We start from the raw sequence: 18,757 nt of genomic DNA, 5'->3' as shown, positions 1-18,757 counted from the left end.
GGCTCTAGGACTCGTTGTTTGATTTTGAACTGCGGTTACCGCTAGGTTTCTTTTTTCGACGGTTACTACGGTATTTGGCGTTGCGCTTAGGGCCTGATTTTGAACGATCATCAGAGCGTCCTTCAGGACGTCCCTCAAAACGACGTTGGCCAGCATTGCGCTTTGCATCAGCCATCGCGCGCTTGCCTTCGTCAGTTTCTTGTAAATGAGTCCAAAAATCCGCAATTTCTTCTAACTCGCCACCTTCAATTTCAGCACGTAACAACAAGAAGTCGTACGCAGCTCGGAAGCGGGCATTTTCGAGCATTTGTAATGGACGTTTGCCTTGGGTTTTACGCAAGCGATGTTGTGAGTTCCAAATGTCACGCATATTAGCCGTAAAGCGTTTAGGGATCGCCACCGATTGTACGGCGCGGTGCAAAATGTCGTTTATTGCTAACTGGAAGGCATCGTAGGGCGATAAACCACTTTCTAGTTCAAGCTCTTGTGCGTGAGCTTCAAGTGGATACCAGTAAATAGCAGCCAACACAAAAGCTGGAGAAATACTTTTATCTGCATTGATGCGCGTGTCCGTATTGGTGAACATTAGCTTCATCATGCGCTCTTCCTTGTCTTCAGGGTTACCTGTTAACACTTGTTCTGCGGCCGGGAAGAAGTATTTAAATAAGCCGTAATGGCGCATCATTTCAAAGTTAGCTAGTGCTTTACCCGAAAGTAATAACTTTAAACTCTCATCAAACAAGCGCGCTGGTGGAATGTTGCGCAACAAGTGACCTAGCTCATAAATTGGCGATTCGGTGCGCTTGGCAATCGTCATATTGAGCTTAGTCGCAAAGCGAACCGCTCGTAACATACGCACAGGGTCTTCGCGATAACGCGTTTCTGGATCACCAATGAGGTCTATAACGCCTTTTTCGATGTCCGCCATACCATTGGCAAAGTCGAGAAGATCAAAGTTGCGGATATCGTAATACAAGCTGTTAATTGTGAAGTCACGACGTTCTGCGTCTTCGTCAATTGTGCCGTAAACGTTGTCGCGTAAAAGCTGGCCTTCATCACTTTGCTTAGATATTTTTTTGGCAACGGCAGGACTTGGTTGCTCTTGTTTTTGTTCTATGTCGACAGAAGTTACATCATCATCGCTGCTTTGATGGTGACCTCGCATTGTCGCAACTTCGATAATTTCACGACCAAACATGATGTGCGCTAAACGGAAGCGGCGCCCGATTAAGCGACAGTTACTAAAGCAGGCTTTAACTTGCTCCGGTGTGGCATTCGTTACGACGTCAAAGTCTTTAGGTTGTAAGCCGAGTAAAATATCTCGAATACAGCCACCTACTAAATACGCTTCGTAACCGTTGTCTTTTAGGCGGTACAATACTTTTAACGCATTAGGGCTAATCTGCTTGCGCGAAATAGGATGTTGGTCACGGGGTATAATTGTTGCGTGGTGCTCAACGGAAGCACTTCGAATGACTGGTTGTTGTGGTGTTTGTTTAGCGTGCGTCTGCTTCTTTGCTGAACGAGCGCGTTTTTTTCGCCCATCCGCATTGCGAGACGGCTTAGAGGCCGATGACTTTTTATCGGAATCTTTGCCAAACCATGAGATTACTTTTTTTAACACCACTAATTCACTACCTACTCTATCAACTAGATGTCTTCGTTTTGTTGCGGCGCATTTTACAGCAATAATGCGACAATTAACAAATAAATGCAGAAAGACGTCGATTGCTTAAATGATGATCTCGGTTTGTTGGTTAATTTTAGTTTGAGACCAATGCTCTACGGCCCATTCTAAGATGGTTTGAGGTGAGGCTTTGGCTAAAGAGTCTAAATTCAAACTCTTGTTTGAGAGACTGGGTTGAGCATATCCTAAAAAGCTTAATGCTTTGAGTAGCTCAGGCTGTGGGTTTGACGAGTTAATTGCCGGAGCATGGTTTTGCTTGGATAGCTTGTGGCCAGGTTTGGTAACCGCAAGAGGCAAATGTAAAAACTCAGGAGGATCGACCTCAAGAGTTTGGTATAAACTGAGCTGTCGAGCGGTTAAAGGCATTATATCAGCGCCGCGGACGACGTGTGTTATACCTTGATCAATATCGTCAACGACTACGGCGAGTTGGTAACTAAATAAGCCATCGCGACGTTTGATGATGTAATCTTCTTGAGCCATGAGAGGATCACAGCTTTGTGGTCCAAAAATGCCATCTGAAAATTGATAAATGGGCCTAGTTTGTTTTAGACGAATTGGATTGTTGTGCAAATCTAGGTATTTGTCTCGACAGGTGCCTTGATAGAGTCCACCTGATGCTTTGATTTCTTTTCGAGTACAGGCACAGCCGTAAATTAACTCTTTTGATTCTAGAAAGTCGAGTACTTCTTGGTAACGACTGAGACGAGCGGTTTGTTTGAGGCAGTTGCGATCGCCGTTTTGCAATTGAGACTGAGTTTGTAAGTCTACATCCCAATGCAAACCAAAAGCATAAAGCGCATCCAAAATTTGGCCTTGAGCGCTCGCATCAACGCGGCTGGTATCGATATCTTCAATACGAACGAACCACAAACCGTTATTGGCTTTTGCATGGAGGTAACTGCCTACAGCGGCGACAAGAGAACCAAAGTGAAGTGGGCCACTCGGTGAAGGGGCAAAACGGCCGCGAACTTGTTGGTTGCCTTGATTAAACGAGACTTGGGATGAAAAAGGCCAGACAGCCACAGGAGGAAAAAAGAGGGTTAAGGCTAAGCCTTAACCACCCATTTGTTTTTCTTTGATTTCTGACAATGTTTTACAGTCGATACATTGATCAGCAGTAGGACGAGCTTCTAGACGGCGAATGCCAATCTCGATGCCACATGTCTTACAAAAACCAAAATCATCAGATTCGATTAAACCAAGTGTTTTTTCGATCTTTTTGATCAGTTTACGTTCGCGGTCACGAGTGCGTAATTCAAGCGCAAACTCTTCTTCTTGTGACGCACGGTCAACTGGATCTGGGAAGTTGGCTGCTTCGTCTTGCATGTGCGACTTAGTGCGATCAACTTCTTCTCTTAACTGGTTACGCCAAGCTTCAAGGATTTTACGGAAATGAGTCAGTTGCTCATCACTCATATACTCTTCGTTTGGGCTTTCTTGATATGGCTCAACGCCCGCTAAGGCTAATAATCCCAATGATTTTTTATCTGCCATGCGTTGCTTTTCTCCTAAAATTCAACCGGTTAGCGCACATTTATCTTTATTTGTATAAGCAACCAGTGCCTAAAGCAAAAAAAAGGGCGGCTACATATAGCAAAAATATCGTCTTGTGGCAACAAAAAGCGATACTTATTGTTTTTATCAAATTCTATTCTGATTAAACCACAATATAAGAGTGTGTCACCCTTGGTTGGGTTCCATTATGTATAATGGACTACGAATACTGTGAAAAATCAACCTTTTCTGGACTGACAAACGAGCTAGAATGGGACACTGTCGTTTGCTCCGCCGTAATATGGGTATGGAGTACGAGGATTTCTACCCCTTGGTTTAAAACTTCTTTGATTAGGTCGGTATATTTAGGATCTATATGCTGTGCAGCGGTCACTGCCTTTATCCCTGTGTGTTGCACTAAAAACACTAACACCGAGCGGTTTCCCTGCTGTTTCATTGTCATAAGCTCGCGCAGGTGCTTTTGTCCACGAGTGCTTTTGGCGTCGGGAAACGCACCTAGCCCTGAGTCATCGTCTAACAATAAGGTCGTTGATTTTATTTCGATGTAACAGTCTACTTTGTTTGAATCAGACAAAAGCAGGTCTATGCGACTGTTTTCTTCTCCGTATTTTACTTCGGTTCGCAAGGTTTCATAACCTTTTAGCTCTGGTACTAAATCCTGCTCTATCGCTTGCTTTACTATGTCATTGGCTTTTATGGTGTTTACGCCTACAAAGTGTCCGTTGGCAGTGATGGTTTTTTCAAGGGTGTGTTGATATTTTCGCTTTGGGTTACCACTAGTGCTATACAAAGCGGTAAAGCCAGGCTCTGCGCACCCGGTCATCGCACCTGTATTGTTGCAATATATAGTGAACGTTTTGCCTTCTTGCTCGACGTCCACTAAAAAGCGCTTGTAGCGTTTGAGTAATGTTGCTTGTTGTAAATCTTTGGTTTCCATGTGGTTATGCGTTTTCTTGATCCGAACTGTCCTTACCTTTGAACAACGGAAGAATCATGTGTAATACGGCAGCGACAATGAGTCCTGCAACAACTCCGTACAAACCGTCTAATAAAACGCTAACAAGCGTTACCAGCCAACTTGGGAAGGCCCATTGGGTTTCCACAAAACTTTGAATTATTGCAGACCAATGATGGACGAATTCGATATTGTGGCTGAGCATGCCACCGCCTACGAGAAACATCGCAACTAATCCAATGACACTCAAGCTATTCATTAGGCGTGGGGCAAAAGCCAATAGTCCCGAGCCCAACGTCCTCAGGATATTTCCGGTAAGCCCTTCTTTCTTTTGAGTTTTCCAGTGCAAGCCAACGTCGTCGAGCTTCACTATGACTGCAACAAGGCCGTATACACCAACGGTCATGGCGATGGCGATAAAACTCAAAGCTACTATTTGATTGACGAGAGCAGCAGTACCAAAGGTTCCCAGCGCAATGATGATGATTTCTGCTGAAAGAACAAAGTCAGTTCTAATTGCGCCTTTGATTTTTTCACTTTCGAACTCCATTAAAGCTTCTGGAGAGGAGTTAACGGCTGTTAGTAATTCTTGGTGGTGCTGCTCTTTTTTTGTATCTCCTTGAGTAAAGGATTCGATGATTTTTTCGGCGCCTTCAAAGCACAAAAACAATCCACCTAAAATAAGTAGTGGTACTATTAGCCAAGGAATGAAAGCGCTGATCAATAGTGCGGCTGGCACTAAGATGAATTTGTTTTTGAAACTGCCTTTAGCAACCGCCCACACAACGGGCAACTCTCTATCAGCTTTGACTCCACTGACTTGTTCAGCATTTACCGCTAGGTCATCACCTAAGACCCCTGCGGTTTTTTTTGCTGCGACTTTCGACATTGCTGCAACGTCGTCCAATAAAAGGGCAATATCATCAAATACTGCAAAAAAACTCGCTGAAGGCATTGGCTTTCTCCAAATCGTCCAAATAAACCGTAATTAACTGATGCTAACCTAGTTTTTAGCCAGAATGAACTGACGAATAGAGATATTTTCTCTATTATAAAATGCAAACAAAACAAAAAATAAAGAGACAGGCAATATGACAGACATTCTTACGATTCAATTGAGTCAACAACCAGCACCAGTTGGTTGGAGTGAAGACAGCCAGTTGAGCTCAACAGCACAGGGCTTTTTAATCCATTTGAAAGACAGTGATGTGCGCAATTCACTACCTGTCATCCAAGCTTGTGGCCGTAAGTTACAGAGCTTAGGCATTAATAACATTGCAATTAGTGGACTGTGGGATATCGAACAGCAATGGGCACTTTACTTAGGGATGATGACAGCCAAAGGTGGTCAGTCTGTTGTGTGGTTAGATTGTGACTCTAAAGAGTTGAATGCGCGCCAAAAAGCCAATGATTGGACTCGCGCAATGACAAACCTTCCGCCTGCAGATTTATATCCATTAGCACTAGCGAAACATGCTGTGTCATTTTTAGAAGAGATTGCTGGCAAATACATCACTCATAATATCGTGATGGGTGATGATTTATTGGACGAAGGCTGGATTGGCATTCACTCTGTGGGCCGTGCAAGTATTCACCCACCTGTACTACTCAGCTTAGATTACAACCCTACAGGTGATGCAGACGCACCTATTGAATATGCACTGGTTGGTAAAGGCATTACGTTTGACAGCGGCGGTTATTCAATTAAGCCGTCTGAAGGCATGCTTACAATGAAGTGCGACATGGGTGGTGCTGCGACTGTAACTGGTGCGCTAGGTTTGGCGATTATGCGTGGCTTGAATAAACGCGTTCGCTTAATCCTTTGTTGTGCTGAAAACATGATTTCAGGCTCGGCGTATAAACTAGGCGATGTGATCACATACAAAAATGGTTTATCAGTAGAAATCGTAAATACAGACGCGGAAGGCCGTTTGGTCTTGGCTGATGGTTTGTTGCATGCAGAAGAACTAGGAGCAAAACAAATCATAGATGCGGCAACTCTAACAGGTGCAGCTATGATGGCAGTTGGCAGTGATTACAACGCGATGTTTGGTTTAGATAAAAACATGGTAAGTCGAGGCCTAGCTGCAGCTGAAAGTGAATTTGAAGGCGCATGGCCATTGCCACTTGAGAAGTTCCATCGCAATAACTGTCCTTCAGCGTATGCCGATACAGCAAACTCTCGACCTCAAAAAGGCGGTGGTATGGGTGGCGCATCAAACGCTGCTGGATTCTTATCGCGCTTTGTTAATGAAGACGGTAATGGTTGGTTACACATTGATTTGGCTGGGGCATTTAATAACACAGCCAATGCTAAATACTCAGCAGGGGCGACAGCAATGGGTATTCGAACCATCGCAAAACTGTTAGCTGAGTAATGAGACTTAATAATCAAACTCAATAGCCAGACAAGAAAAACGGCGCGAGATGGTTGGGTTTCTGCGCCGCTTTGGTTAGTCGAAGACAGTGAGTCGTATTCGATTGGTCTCAATTGACTTTGAAAGTTTAAACGTTAATAAAAAAGGGGTTGCCAATTTGGGAGCCCCTTTTTTATAACTATAGTCAAACTTAATTAGTTTGGTTGGCCTTTTTAGCCAATCTGGCTTGGTGTAGTAATGGCTCAGTGTAACCGCTTGGTTGTACACGTCCTTTAAGAACCAAGTTCAATGCGGCTTTGAATGCAATAGAGCTATCAAAATCGTCACACATAGGCTCATACCCTGGTGTGTTTTCGTTTTGCTTATCGACGACCGCGGCCATCTTTTTCATCACTAATTCAACTCGTTCTTCGCTGCATAAACCGTGTTGTAACCAATTCGCCATATGCTGACTAGAGATACGACAGGTTGCACGGTCTTCCATTAAACCTACGTTGTTGATATCAGGTACTTTAGAACAACCGATACCTGCATCAACCCAACGAACTACATAACCCAATATGCCTTGGGCATTGTTGTCTAACTCGTGATTTATGACGCCAGGAGATAATGGCTCGTCTTTGCTCAGTAACGGAATCTGAAGAATATCGTTGAGTAAGTCATCAAAGGTTTCTGCAGTTGTGGTACTACCGACTAGTTGGTCTTGAATACTTGCAACTGACACTTGATGATAATGCAATGCGTGCAGAGTTGCTGCAGTCGGTGACGGTACCCAAGCAGTGTTCGCACCCGCTTTAGGGTGAACTACTTTAGCATCCATCATTGCGGCCATTTGATCTGGAATTGGCCACATGCCTTTACCAATTTGTGCCTTGCCTTTAAAGCCTGTACTTAAGCCACTTGCAACGTTTGATTGCTCGTATGCTTGGATCCAAGCCATGGTTTTTAGTTCGCCTTTCGGTTTAAATGGACCCGCTAACATTGAGGTGTGAAGCTCATCACCCGTTCGGTCCAAGAAACCAGTATTGATAAATACAACGCGATCTTTGGCTTCTTTGATACAAGCGCGAAGGTTTACTGAAGTACGTCGCTCTTCGTCCATAATACCCATCTTGAGGGTATGACGGTCTAATCCAAGCATGTCTTCAATGCTGTCGAACAGGTCGTTACTAAAGGCCACTTCTGTTGGACCATGCATTTTTGGCTTAACGATATAAATAGAACCTGTCTTTGAGTTTTGTTTGTTGCCATCAACATTGCCTTGTTTGACACGGTCCACGTCAATTTTACCGATGGCAGAGGTGATAATACCGTCTAGAATACCTTCAGGAACTTCTTCACCATCAAAAGTCATGACTGGATTCGTCATTAAGTGCCCAACGTTTCGAACAAACATCAAGGCTCTGCCTGGTAAGGTTACCGTCTCTCCACTCACGTCTGTGTATGTAACATCATCGTTCATGGCACGGACAAAGGTTTTACCGTTTTTATCGATGCGTTCTTCAAGGTCACCTTGCATTAAGCCTAACCAATTTTTGTAAACGACAATTTTGTCTTCAGCATCCACGGCCGCAACCGAATCTTCACAGTCCATGATAGTGGTTAGTGCCGATTCTAAAACAATATCTTTAATACCTGCTTTGTCAGTTTTGCCAATAGGGCTTGTTGGGTCAATTTGAATGATAAGGTGTAGGTTGTTATGGCGAAGGACAATGCCGGTTGGTGCCGCGACATCACCCTGAAAACCTACAAACTGGCTTGGCTCTTTTAATGCGTCTTGCTGAGTTGCTCCGTCAAGGGTTGTCTCAATAATCAAATTTTGACCTTCAACCGCTAATTTAGATACGGTTTTCCAGTCACCAGTAATTGGCGTATGTTGATTTAGTACTTCACGTGCATACTCGATCACGCGATTACCGCGAACGACGTTGTAGCTAGTGCCTTTCTCTGCACCGCCTTCTTCGCTAATTACATCAGTACCATATAGTGCATCGTACAAACTTCCCCAACGAGCATTGGCGGCGTTCAATGCATATCGTGCATTCATTACTGGCACGACAAGCTGTGGGCCCGCCATTGTCGCGATTTCAGGATCAACTTTAGTGCTGCCAATTTCAAACGAGTCAGGCTGAGGTTGTAAATAACCAATCTCTTGTAAAAACTGTTTGTAGTGATCAAAGTCTAGGCTAGTGTTGTTTGTGTGATATTCATCAATTTTAGCTTGCAGCGCTTCACGTTGTTGTAATAGCGCTTTATTAATTGGCACGAAACGAGCGAATAGTTGCTCCACGTTTTGCCAGAACTCAGCTTTCTGTAACTTAGCTGGTGGTAAAACAGATTCGTTTACAAATTGATAAAAGCGGTCGTCTATTTTCAACCGGCCTTGCTCAACAGTGTTGTTTTCTAAGGCTTTGTTGTTATTTTCTGGCTTGTTATTTGACATGCTGTACTCGTTTAAGGATAAAAAAGTGCTCAGTCATTCTATGCCGAGCATCGATTATACGACTAGCTTAGTCTTTATATCTTCATCATAAATTAAATAAATAGTGGGTTATTCTGCCCCAATATCAACGATTAAACGACGTAACCACACATGTCCCTCGTCGTGGTGAAGAAGCGGCGACCAGGCCATTTTTAATGCAATAGGGGGAATATCAAACGGTGGATCCATGATTACCACATCTGGGTTGTTGGCATATAAGTTTGCCGCTTTCGACGGAAGTGTTGCAATTAGGCCTTGTTCTTTCGCCATCCACATCGCCATATGGTAATGCCGAGTAAATACGCTGATATCGCGCTTTTTATTGAATTTAGCTAATTCTGCATCGACCCAACCTAACTTCTGAACCTCTGTAGGATCAATACCTACACCGGTACCAAAGCCAGTTTTACTTACCCAAACGTGTTTGTGACTTAAGTATGTGTCTAAGTCTAAATCTGGTAGGCAAGGGTGGTCTGCATCGACCATACAGGAAAAGGTATCGTACCAAATGACTTTTTGGTGGAATGACAGTGGCAAGTCGTCAAATCGGTTTATTGCCATATCGACTTTACCTAGCTCTACATCGTGAAAGCTCACATCAGAGGGCGTAACGATATCAAGAGTAACACCAGGGGCTTTCGATCTCAGGGCACCGATTACTCGGGCTAGAAGAGTTGTTTCGGCGTAGTCACTAGCCATAACACGGAAGGTTCGGTTGGACTCTAGTGGTTCGAATTTCGTTTCTGGCTGTAAGGTTGACTCTAATTTTGAAAGAATATTACGAATTACAGGTTGAAGCTCCAACGCTTTTGCTGTTGGTGTCATTCCCTCTGAAGTTCTTACCAATATTGGGTCGTTAAACAATTCTCTGAGTCTTTTAAGCCCGTTACTCATGGCCGGCTGGGTAATTGAAAGTCGATCTGCCGACCGGGTTACGTTTTTTTCTCGTAATAGTACATCTAGATATACCAATAAATTGAGGTCAACTTTATTAATATTCATTTCGTGAATTCCATGTATCGAAAATATTTATTATATGAATCCTAAACCTTTGTCGTACTGTTGTCAGCACCAAGTTTGAATTTATCAAAAATATTACAAATAACGCGAAAGGCTCACAAAGCTTCAGCGGAACATAACAGAGGACACACTTATGTCAGCTTTTACAAATGAAGTAGAACTATTAAAAGCAATTAAAAACCGCCACGGTGACAGCTGGGCTGCAATTGAGCCAGAGTATGCCGCTCGTATGCGTGCTCAGAACAAATTCAAGACAGGCCTAGACATTGCTAAATACACGGCTGCAATCATGCGTAAAGACATGGATGATTATGACAAAGATCCTACGCAATACACTCAGTCGTTAGGTTGTTGGCACGGTTTTATCGGTCAACAAAAGTTGATTTCGATTAAAAAGCACTTTAACAGCACAGACAAAAAATACCTTTACCTTTCAGGTTGGATGGTTGCTGCATTGCGCTCTGAGTTTGGTCCACTACCTGACCAATCAATGCACGAAAAAACGTCTGTTGCTTCATTAATTGGTGAGTTATACACCTTCTTACGTCAAGCCGACGCACGTGAACTAGGCGGTTTGTTCCGCGAATTAGATGCAGCTCGTGAAGCGGGTGACGAAGTTCAAGCACAAAAAATCCAAAACGACATCGACAACCATCAAACGCACGTTGTGCCAATTATTGCCGATATCGATGCTGGTTTTGGTAACGCAGAAGCGACGTATTTGATGGCCAAGCAAATGATTGAAGCCGGTGCTTGTGCGATTCAAATCGAAAACCAAGTATCTGACGAAAAGCAATGTGGTCACCAAGACGGTAAAGTAACCGTTCCTCATGAAGACTTCTTAGCTAAAATCCGCGCGGTCCGTTATGCATTCTTAGAGCTAGGTATCGATGATGGTGTTATCGTTGCTCGTACAGACTCTTTAGGTGCTGGCCTAACTAAGCAAATCGCTTACACTCGTGAACCAGGTGACTTAGGTGACCAATACAACAGCTTCTTAGATTGTGAAGAAGTAGCGGCAAACGACCTTAAAAACGGCGACGTTATCATCAACCGCGAAGGCAAATTGTTACGTCCTAAGCGTTTACCTTCTAACCTATTCCAATTCCGCCCAGGTACAGGTGAAGACCGTTGTGTACTTGATTGTATTACATCACTACAAAATGGTGCTGACCTACTTTGGATTGAGACTGAAAAGCCTCACGTTGGTCAAATCGGTGGCATGGTAGACCGTATCCGTGAAGTGATTCCAAATGCGAAGTTGGTTTACAACAATAGCCCATCGTTCAACTGGACCTTAAACTTCCGTCAACAAGTATTCGACTCGTGGAAAGAAGAGGGCAAAGACCTGTCTGATTACAACCGTGACAACTTGATGAGCGAAGATTACGACAACACTGAACTAGCCGTTGAAGCAGATAACCGTATCCGTACGTTCCAATCTGATGCAGCACAACACGCAGGTATCTTCCACCACTTAATCACATTGCCTACTTACCACACTGCGGCCTTGTCTACTGACAACCTAGCAAAAGAGTACTTTGGTGATGCAGGTATGTTGGGTTATGTTGCTGGTGTTCAGCGTAAAGAAATCCGTCAAGGTATTGCGTGTGTTAAACACCAAAACATGGCCGGTTCTGACATCGGTGATGATCACAAAGAATATTTTGCTGGTGAAGCTGCATTAAAAGCAGGCGGTAAAGACAACACGATGAACCAGTTTGGCTAATCCTTTGTCTTAACTAGCGAAATTCGCATTCTCTTTGGGAAGCGCCTAAGCTATTCATAACTGAGTAGTGAGGGCGCTTTTTTATGCTTAAAATTCGAGGTATCGACCATATTGTTCTTAGAACCCAGAATTTAGATAAACTTCTGTGGTTTTATTCAGAGGTACTTGGCTGTCAGTTAGAACGAACTCTTGGTGATGATGTTGGCCTCAATCAATTGCGGGCGGGTAATGCGCTGATTGACATAGTGACAGTTGACAGTGAGCTAGGCAAACTCGGCGGGGGACCGCCAGGCCCAACCAATCACAACTTGGATCACTTGTGTTTGCAAGTAGAAGTGTCATCCGTCAATGAGATCCTTGCACACTTTGCCGAATACGATATTACTCCCGGTGAAATTGATGTTAGGTATGGCGCAACAGGCTTTGGCCAAAGCGTGTATGTAGATGATCCTGATGGCAATATGGTTGAGTTAAAACCCGTGTAATTGTCATTAATTTGCAAACATACCGTCACTCAATTGTCATTTAGTCCTTCTATCTTTGTGTTGGCAAAGTTGATGAAAGGGCAAGCAAATGATCTCTGTCGAAACCGTAGTCGCAGAGCAGTTTCCTGCGATACAGACTAGTAACCCACTTTTAAAACAATCTTTTTTGCGCTTTTTGCGTTTTATTTTTCACGAGAGTGAATTCCAACGTTTTGAACAAACCTATCCTCACCTCATGGGGATCGATTTTGTTGAGCAGGTTTTAGAATTTTTTGAATTTGATTTTGTCGCTAAAGACAGAGAAATACGCCATATCCCAACCTCTGGTCGAGTTGTAGCCATTGCGAACCATCCTATAGGCAGTCTAGATGGGTTAGTGTTACTAAAAATGCTCAGTAAAGTTCGTCAAGATGTCAAAGTGGTAGCCAACGAACTATTATGGGCCATCAAACCACTGCGGCCAATGCTGTTGCCGGTTAACAATATGGGCAACAAAACCCCAAAAGAAAACATGGCGGCCATCGAAAAGCACCTTGTTGATGGTGGCGCACTGCTTATCTTTCCCGCGGGCGAAGTCTCGAGATTATCACCAACTGGCATCAAAGATGGCAAATGGCACAGTGGCTTTCTTCGATTTGCTAAAAAGACTCAAAGTCCAATTTTGCCTATTCACGTCGATGGTAAAAATTCAGCGTTTTTTTATGGTTTGTCAATGTTGGCAAAACCGCTTAGCACTTTATGGTTGGTTCACGAGATGTTTAAACAACACGATCGAGAAGTCCGAGTGCGTGTTGCCCCAGTGGTAGATTTTGAAACCTATACCGCCATTCCGGTCGATGATAAACAAAAGATCGCCTTGTTCAAAAAACACGTTTACGCCATCAGTAAACGCCGTCACCTAGCAGAATTTCAACCTCAGCTCGACAGTGTCGCTCATCCAGAAGAGGGGCGTTTAATTCGTTCTGAGCTGCGTCGTCAACCGCTAATTGGCACCACAAAAGATGGCAAACATATATACAGTTTTAAACATGTTGCTGATTCTGCCGTGATGAGAGAGTTGGGGCGTTTACGCGAGTTGACCTTTAGAGCGGTTGGAGAAGGGTCTGGAAAAGTCCGTGACGTCGATGTGTATGACCGGTTTTACGACCATATTATTTTGTGGGACGAAGAGGACATGGAAATTGTAGGTGCTTATCGGATGGCACCAATTCAGAGAGTTCGTGAGCATTACGCCGAAGTTGGTCTTTATACCGAGACATTATTTAACCTCAACAATATCCCCAATCATATTGTTGACCAAGGTCTCGAACTAGGAAGAAGCTTTGTTCAACCTAAGTATTGGGGCAAACGCAGTTTAGATTATCTCTGGCAGGGGATTGGAGCGTATCTGCGTCAGCATCCTAATATTCGGTATCTTTTAGGTGGCGTGACGATTAGTAATGAACTCCCTATTGAAGCCAAAGCCAGTATGGTCCGCTTTTATCAAACCTATTTTTCAGGAGATCGGCATTGGGTTGAGGCAAAAACACCCTTTGTTGCCAAAGATATACATGGCTTGCAGTTTGGTGGACAAGACTATCAACAGGAATTTGCCGTCCTCAAACAATATATGAAAGAGCTTGGCTGTGCAGTTCCAACCCTTTACAAACAATACGGAGAGTTATGCGAAGCAGGTGGTACTCAGTTTTTAAGCTTCAATGTCGATCCGGATTTTTGTGATTGTATTGATGGCTTTGTACTCGTTGACATAAAAAAAATGAAAACACAAAAGTACCATCGATACATTCAAGCTCCGGTTAATAACTGAAATGGGCCTAGCGCCCATTTTTTATGCAAACAAAAATAGTTCAAAATAGGTGATAAACATGGTCCCAAAAAATCACTATAAAAGCATTTGGTTATCGGATATTCACTTGGGGTGCAAAGATTGTAAAGCCGACTTTTTGTTGGACTTTTTAGAACAGGTAGAAACAGAGAACCTGTTTTTGGTTGGCGATATTATCGATTTTTGGGCTTTGCAGCGTCGAGTCTATTGGCCAGCATCACACAATAAAGTTCTTAATACATTGTTAAGATTAGCCCAATCAGGAACTCGGGTGGTATACGTGCCGGGCAATCACGATGATGTTATGCGTCCCTACGCTGAATTATTGTTTGGTGGTATCGAAATTCATCAAGAGTACATTCACGAAACCGTTACTGGTAAAAAGATGCTGCTGTTACATGGTGATAAATTTGATGCTCAAGTATGTTTCGGACGGTTGCACGCCAAATTGGGTGATGTGATGTATGACTTTTTATTGTTTTTGAACCGTACCTGTCACAGCTTGCGAAAGCGCCTTGGTTTGCCGTATTGGTCATTGGCGTCTTACATCAAAACTAGAGTCAAAAAAGCCAATGAAGCGATTGATCGATATCGTCATGCGGCGGTCTCTGAGGCAAGACGTCAAAGGACTGATGGCGTAGTCTGTGGTCACATTCATCACCCGTCATTATCAATCGACGATGGAGTCTTGTATTGCAATGACGGTGACTGGGTAGAAAACTGCACTTTGTTGGTTGAGACCCAACGAGGTGACATTCAACTGTTGCGTTGGAGTGATGAAACTAGGTCTACAACCCTAATCAGCCAAGTTAATTGGGGACAAGAGTCGGCCTTTTTAGACGAGCATGCGGCCTAGCCTTGCAAGCGTAAAAATAAAGTGCGGTCTAAATTGGATTTAAATATCCAAACCTTGCGTTATGTCATATATTTTTAATACCAGTCGTTTATTGTCATCAAATAGACATACGGTGTTAAACCTCCATTTTTTTAAAGGATAGCTTCTCTATATGACTCGTACGCTTACCTCTGTAGCGCTGACTGACCAAGATAAATATTTTCCCAAAGAATTAAGTTGGTTGGCGTTTAATGAGCGTGTTTTACAAGAGGCGGAAGATCCGAATAATCCGGTTATCGAACGCATTCGTTTTTTAGGTATTTACTCGAGCAATATGGATGAGTTTTATCGAGTCAGAGTGGCATCGGTCCGTCGAAAAATCATTATCTATAATGATAATGGCGAAACTGAGTTAGCCAAAAGCACCGCGAATTTAATGACGGCCATTCAAGCTAAAGTGGCGAAGATGAGCGTTGAGTTTGACCGCTTATTTAAATCTGTAACGGCTGAACTGCGCAATCACAATGTTGCATTGATCCAAAAACACGAGCTGACCGAAGAGCAAAAGGTTTGGTTAAAAGGCTTTTTTGATAACAAAGTGCTGCGTCATATCGCACCAATATTGATTGAAAAAAAAGTCGATTTGGTTTCTCGCCTTAATGACTCAGTTACTTATTTTTATTTGTCGATTAACCGAAACAACAAAACGCCAAAATACGCCACGGTTGAAATCCCAGCAGATAAAATGTCGCGTTTCGTTATTTTACCTCACGAAAAAGGCCAATCACACAAACAGGTGATTTTGCTTGATGATGTGATTCAGTTGTTTATTGAAGATATTTTTCGTGGGTTTGTGAAGTTTGATTCGATTGACAGTTACTCTTTTAAAATGACGAGGGACTCAGAGTATTCGATCAATGATGACATCGTCGACAGTTACGTTGAAAAGATGTCAGACAGTATGAAGCAGCGCTTGATTGCAGAGCCTGTTCGTGTGGTTTATGACGAAAATATGCCAGCCGACATGGTGAAAAGTATGAAAAAGCATTTGCGCCATAGTTCATACGACAATTTGATTGCGGCAGGCCGAATTCGCAATGTGAGTGATTTTATAAAATTTCCGAACATAGGCTCTAAGCGACTTGAAAACAAAGACCTGCCGGCAATTACAAGCTTGCAATTCAGTCAGTTTGACACTGTGTTCGAAGCCATCAAACAACAAGACATATTACTTTATTATCCTTATCACCGATTTTTGCATTTTACTGAATTTGTCCGTCAAGCGGCATTTGACCCACACGTCACCCATATAAGGATCAGCATTTATCGTATCGCACCGGATTCTCGAATTGTCAGTTCGCTGATTGATGCCGTAGATAACGGTAAAGTGGTCACTGTGATCATGGAGTTGCGCGCTCGATTTGATGAAGAAGCCAATATCGCATGGGCCAAAAAGATGACCGACGCAGGTGTACGAGTTGTGTTTGGTAATCCGTCTTTTAAAGTTCATACAAAGTTGTGTGTCGTGACGCGAAAAGAGCGTAACGATTACATCCATTATGCTCATATCGGCACTGGTAACTTTAACGAAAAAACCGCAAAAATATACACTGATTTTAGCTTGTTTACCGCCAATGAAGTATTGGCGTCGGAAGCTATCAGCGTGTTTGACTTGATACTGTTACCGTACCGCCAGCAGACCTTTGAACACTTGCTAGTATCACCCGTCAACAATAAGCCAAAGTTACTAAAACTGATCCGTAATGAAATTAAAATAGCAGAGTTAGGGCGCACTGCTAAAATCACATTAAAAGTTAACAACCTTGTTGATCACGACCTGATCGATGCCTTGTATCAAGCCAGTGAAGCGGGTGTTGAAATTGATGTGATTGTTCGTGGGATGTGTGGCTTACGGCCAGGTATAGACGGATTGAGCAAAAACATAAAAGTGATCAGTATCGTCGATCGCTTTTTAGAGCATCCGAGGGTCATGGTGTTTCACAATGATGGGCACCAAGATGTGTATATTTCTTCGGCTGATTGGATGGCGAGAAACATGCACGATCGAATTGAGGTAGGCACACCAATCATCGACGACCGGCTAAAAAAACAAATTATCGACATTTTACAACTGCAGCTAAAAGATACGTTGAAAGCCAGAGTCATCGACAAGCACCAAGTAAATGGGTATGTTAACGACAAGTCGTTGCGACCTCTGCGTTCGCAGCTTGAAATTTATACATATTTAAAGAACTTGGAAATCAAGAATGACAAAAACCAAGGCGGCGTTTGACGATTTAGCATTACGTGACTCCACCAAAATTGCGGTTTTAGACATTGGTTCCAATAGCTTCCACCTAGTGGTGGCGCGAGTGATCTCAGGAACCGTGCAAATACTGCACAAAATGAAGCAAAAAGTACGTTTAGCCGATGGCCTTTCGGACCAGATGATTTTATCCGAATCGGCAATGCAACGTGGCTTGGACGCTTTGCGTATTATTGAAGAAAGTTTAAAAGGGTTTGAACCTAACTCGGTTCGGATTGTGGCCACTTATACTCTGCGAAAAGCCAAAAACGCCCAACAGTTTATAAAGCTAGCCAGTGATATTTTTTCATACCCAGTAGAGGTAGTTTCGGGTGAAGAAGAAGCACGTCTAATTTATAACGGCGTTGCTCATACCAATACATTAACGGATAAAACTCTTGTAATTGACATTGGCGGTGGCAGTACCGAATTTATTATCGGTGAAGGGTTTGACCCGCAACTCACTCGCAGTTTGGATATGGGATGTGTCAGCTTTACCAATAAGTTTTTTGGTACGGGTGAAATGACCGAAAAGCGCTTCGAAAAAGCCATTACTGCCGCGCAACAACACTTAGAACAAATAGAAAAAACCTATTTGAACAAAGGGTGGAAAACTTGCCTAGGTACCTCAGGCTCTGTGGAGAGCATGGTAAGTGTTGTCGCCCACTCAACTGGCTTGGACGTATTATCTCAGGAAGTTGGTTTGCAGCACCTCGAATCACTCAAACAAATGTGTATTGAGACCAAATACATTAATGATTTACAGCTAGGGGAAGTTAACGAAGACCGCAAACAAGTTTTTGCTGCTGGATTATCGATTCTCATTGCGGCTTTTCGCTCTTTGCATATCAATTCACTTCAATTTGTTGGGGCGGCGCTTAGAGAAGGGGTGATTTATGAAATGGAAGACTCCCTTCACCATGAAAATGTCCGAGAGCGTTCTGCCCAGAGTCTCGCAACTCGCTACGATGTCGATATAGAACACGCCAACTTAGTGTTATCGACGACAACGTATTTATATCAGCAACTTAAAAAGACCTGGAAGATAAATAATCGCGGGTTGAAAATGTTACTTGAATGGGCCGCGCTATTACATGAAATCGGCTTGCATGTGCACTCTAGAGGTGTCCAAAAGCACTCTGCGTATATTTTACAACATTCGGACTTGCACGGATTTAACCACGAGCAACAACAGTTTTTGGCGTATTTAACTCGTTATTACCGCAAAAAGTTAAAGCCAGCTGAGTTTCCTGAATTTAGTCAATTTCGTCAGACTGAGTGGTTGCGTTGTTTAGTCATTTTGCGCTTGTCGGTGGCCCTTAACATTAAGCGTCAAAAAGACTTTTTACCGGAGTTTAGTGTTGAGGCTGACTTAGAAAGTTTGGTGCTTACATTTCCGGATGGCTGGTTAGCACAATATCCTGTGTTAAGCGCGGACTTAGAGTTTGAGCGTTTACAACTCAAAAAGGTTGGGATCAAATTGATCGTTAAATAATACCCCAGCAATTTTCGAAAACAAAAAAGAGCCGTTTGTGAGA

At 43.2% G+C, this 18,757-nt stretch carries 14 protein-coding genes; 7 read left to right on the top strand and 7 right to left on the bottom strand.

Features of this window, described 5'->3' with window-relative positions:
* Window positions 1–4: 4 nt before the first annotated feature.
* From pcnB to J1N51_RS07400, 5 genes are all read right to left on the bottom strand, one after another.
* Window positions 5–1,474 (bottom strand): polynucleotide adenylyltransferase PcnB, encoded by a 1,470-nt coding sequence (gene pcnB, locus J1N51_RS07420; protein ID WP_408635897.1) that lies wholly within the window; start codon window positions 1,472–1,474, stop codon window positions 5–7.
* Between the two features lie 258 nt (window positions 1,475–1,732).
* The gene (gene gluQRS / locus J1N51_RS07415; RefSeq protein ID WP_208829928.1) at window positions 1,733–2,713 is read right to left on the bottom strand and encodes a tRNA glutamyl-Q(34) synthetase GluQRS; all 981 of its coding nucleotides are present in this window, start codon (window positions 2,711–2,713) and stop codon (window positions 1,733–1,735) included.
* Between the two features lie 30 nt (window positions 2,714–2,743).
* Window positions 2,744–3,184: an RNA polymerase-binding protein DksA gene (gene dksA, locus J1N51_RS07410; protein ID WP_208829927.1), complete on the bottom strand. Its 441-nt coding sequence runs from the start codon at window positions 3,182–3,184 to the stop codon at window positions 2,744–2,746.
* Window positions 3,185–3,404: 220 nt separating this feature from the next.
* Complete coding sequence (sfsA, locus tag J1N51_RS07405) at window positions 3,405–4,142, bottom strand: DNA/RNA nuclease SfsA (RefSeq protein ID WP_208829926.1); 738 nt, start codon at window positions 4,140–4,142, stop codon at window positions 3,405–3,407.
* Window positions 4,143–4,146: 4 nt separating this feature from the next.
* Window positions 4,147–5,115 carry a DUF808 domain-containing protein gene (locus J1N51_RS07400; RefSeq protein WP_208829924.1) on the bottom strand — a complete coding sequence of 323 codons (969 nt, stop codon included), beginning with the start codon at window positions 5,113–5,115 and terminating at the stop codon, window positions 4,147–4,149.
* A 136-nt stretch (window positions 5,116–5,251) separates the two neighbouring features.
* On the opposite strand from J1N51_RS07400, the gene pepB reads away from it, so the two are divergent.
* Complete coding sequence (pepB, locus tag J1N51_RS07395; protein WP_208829922.1) at window positions 5,252–6,538, top strand: aminopeptidase PepB; 1,287 nt, start codon at window positions 5,252–5,254, stop codon at window positions 6,536–6,538.
* Between the two features lie 190 nt (window positions 6,539–6,728).
* Here pepB and J1N51_RS07390 read toward each other — a convergent pair whose 3' ends face one another.
* Together J1N51_RS07390 and J1N51_RS07385 are read right to left on the bottom strand one after the other, a co-directional pair.
* The gene (locus J1N51_RS07390; RefSeq protein ID WP_208829921.1) at window positions 6,729–8,981 is read right to left on the bottom strand and encodes a malate synthase G; all 2,253 of its coding nucleotides are present in this window, start codon (window positions 8,979–8,981) and stop codon (window positions 6,729–6,731) included.
* A 108-nt stretch (window positions 8,982–9,089) separates the two neighbouring features.
* Window positions 9,090–10,022 carry a LysR family transcriptional regulator gene (locus J1N51_RS07385; RefSeq protein ID WP_208829919.1) on the bottom strand — a complete coding sequence of 311 codons (933 nt, stop codon included), beginning with the start codon at window positions 10,020–10,022 and terminating at the stop codon, window positions 9,090–9,092.
* Between the two features lie 151 nt (window positions 10,023–10,173).
* On the opposite strand from J1N51_RS07385, the gene J1N51_RS07380 reads away from it, so the two are divergent.
* The 6 genes from J1N51_RS07380 (at window position 10,174) to J1N51_RS07355 (ending at window position 18,714) form a co-directional block, all read left to right on the top strand.
* The gene (locus J1N51_RS07380; protein ID WP_208829917.1) at window positions 10,174–11,769 is read left to right on the top strand and encodes an isocitrate lyase; all 1,596 of its coding nucleotides are present in this window, start codon (window positions 10,174–10,176) and stop codon (window positions 11,767–11,769) included.
* Between the two features lie 83 nt (window positions 11,770–11,852).
* The gene (locus tag J1N51_RS07375; RefSeq protein WP_208829915.1) at window positions 11,853–12,254 is read left to right on the top strand and encodes a VOC family protein; all 402 of its coding nucleotides are present in this window, start codon (window positions 11,853–11,855) and stop codon (window positions 12,252–12,254) included.
* A gap of 88 nt (window positions 12,255–12,342) precedes the next feature.
* On the top strand, window positions 12,343–14,061 hold the full coding sequence (locus J1N51_RS07370; protein WP_208829913.1) for a GNAT family N-acyltransferase: 1,719 nt from the start codon (window positions 12,343–12,345) through the stop codon (window positions 14,059–14,061).
* A 58-nt stretch (window positions 14,062–14,119) separates the two neighbouring features.
* Window positions 14,120–14,935 (top strand): UDP-2,3-diacylglucosamine diphosphatase, encoded by an 816-nt coding sequence (locus J1N51_RS07365; protein WP_208829911.1) that lies wholly within the window; start codon window positions 14,120–14,122, stop codon window positions 14,933–14,935.
* Between the two features lie 151 nt (window positions 14,936–15,086).
* A complete protein-coding gene (ppk1, locus tag J1N51_RS07360; RefSeq protein ID WP_208829909.1) occupies window positions 15,087–17,207 on the top strand; it encodes a polyphosphate kinase 1 in 2,121 nt (706 codons plus the stop codon).
* A complete protein-coding gene (locus tag J1N51_RS07355) occupies window positions 17,182–18,714 on the top strand; it encodes a Ppx/GppA phosphatase family protein (RefSeq protein WP_208829907.1) in 1,533 nt (510 codons plus the stop codon). Before ppk1 ends, J1N51_RS07355 begins: the two co-directional genes overlap by 26 nt.
* The last annotated feature ends 43 nt before the right edge of the window (window positions 18,715–18,757 follow it).

This window comes from Psychrosphaera ytuae (assembly GCF_017638545.1).
In the GTDB taxonomy this organism is placed as follows: Bacteria; Pseudomonadota; Gammaproteobacteria; order Enterobacterales; family Alteromonadaceae; genus Psychrosphaera; species Psychrosphaera ytuae.
The sequence above is the reverse complement of the archived record's forward strand: the minus strand, read 5'-3'. Positions and strand labels throughout refer to the sequence as shown.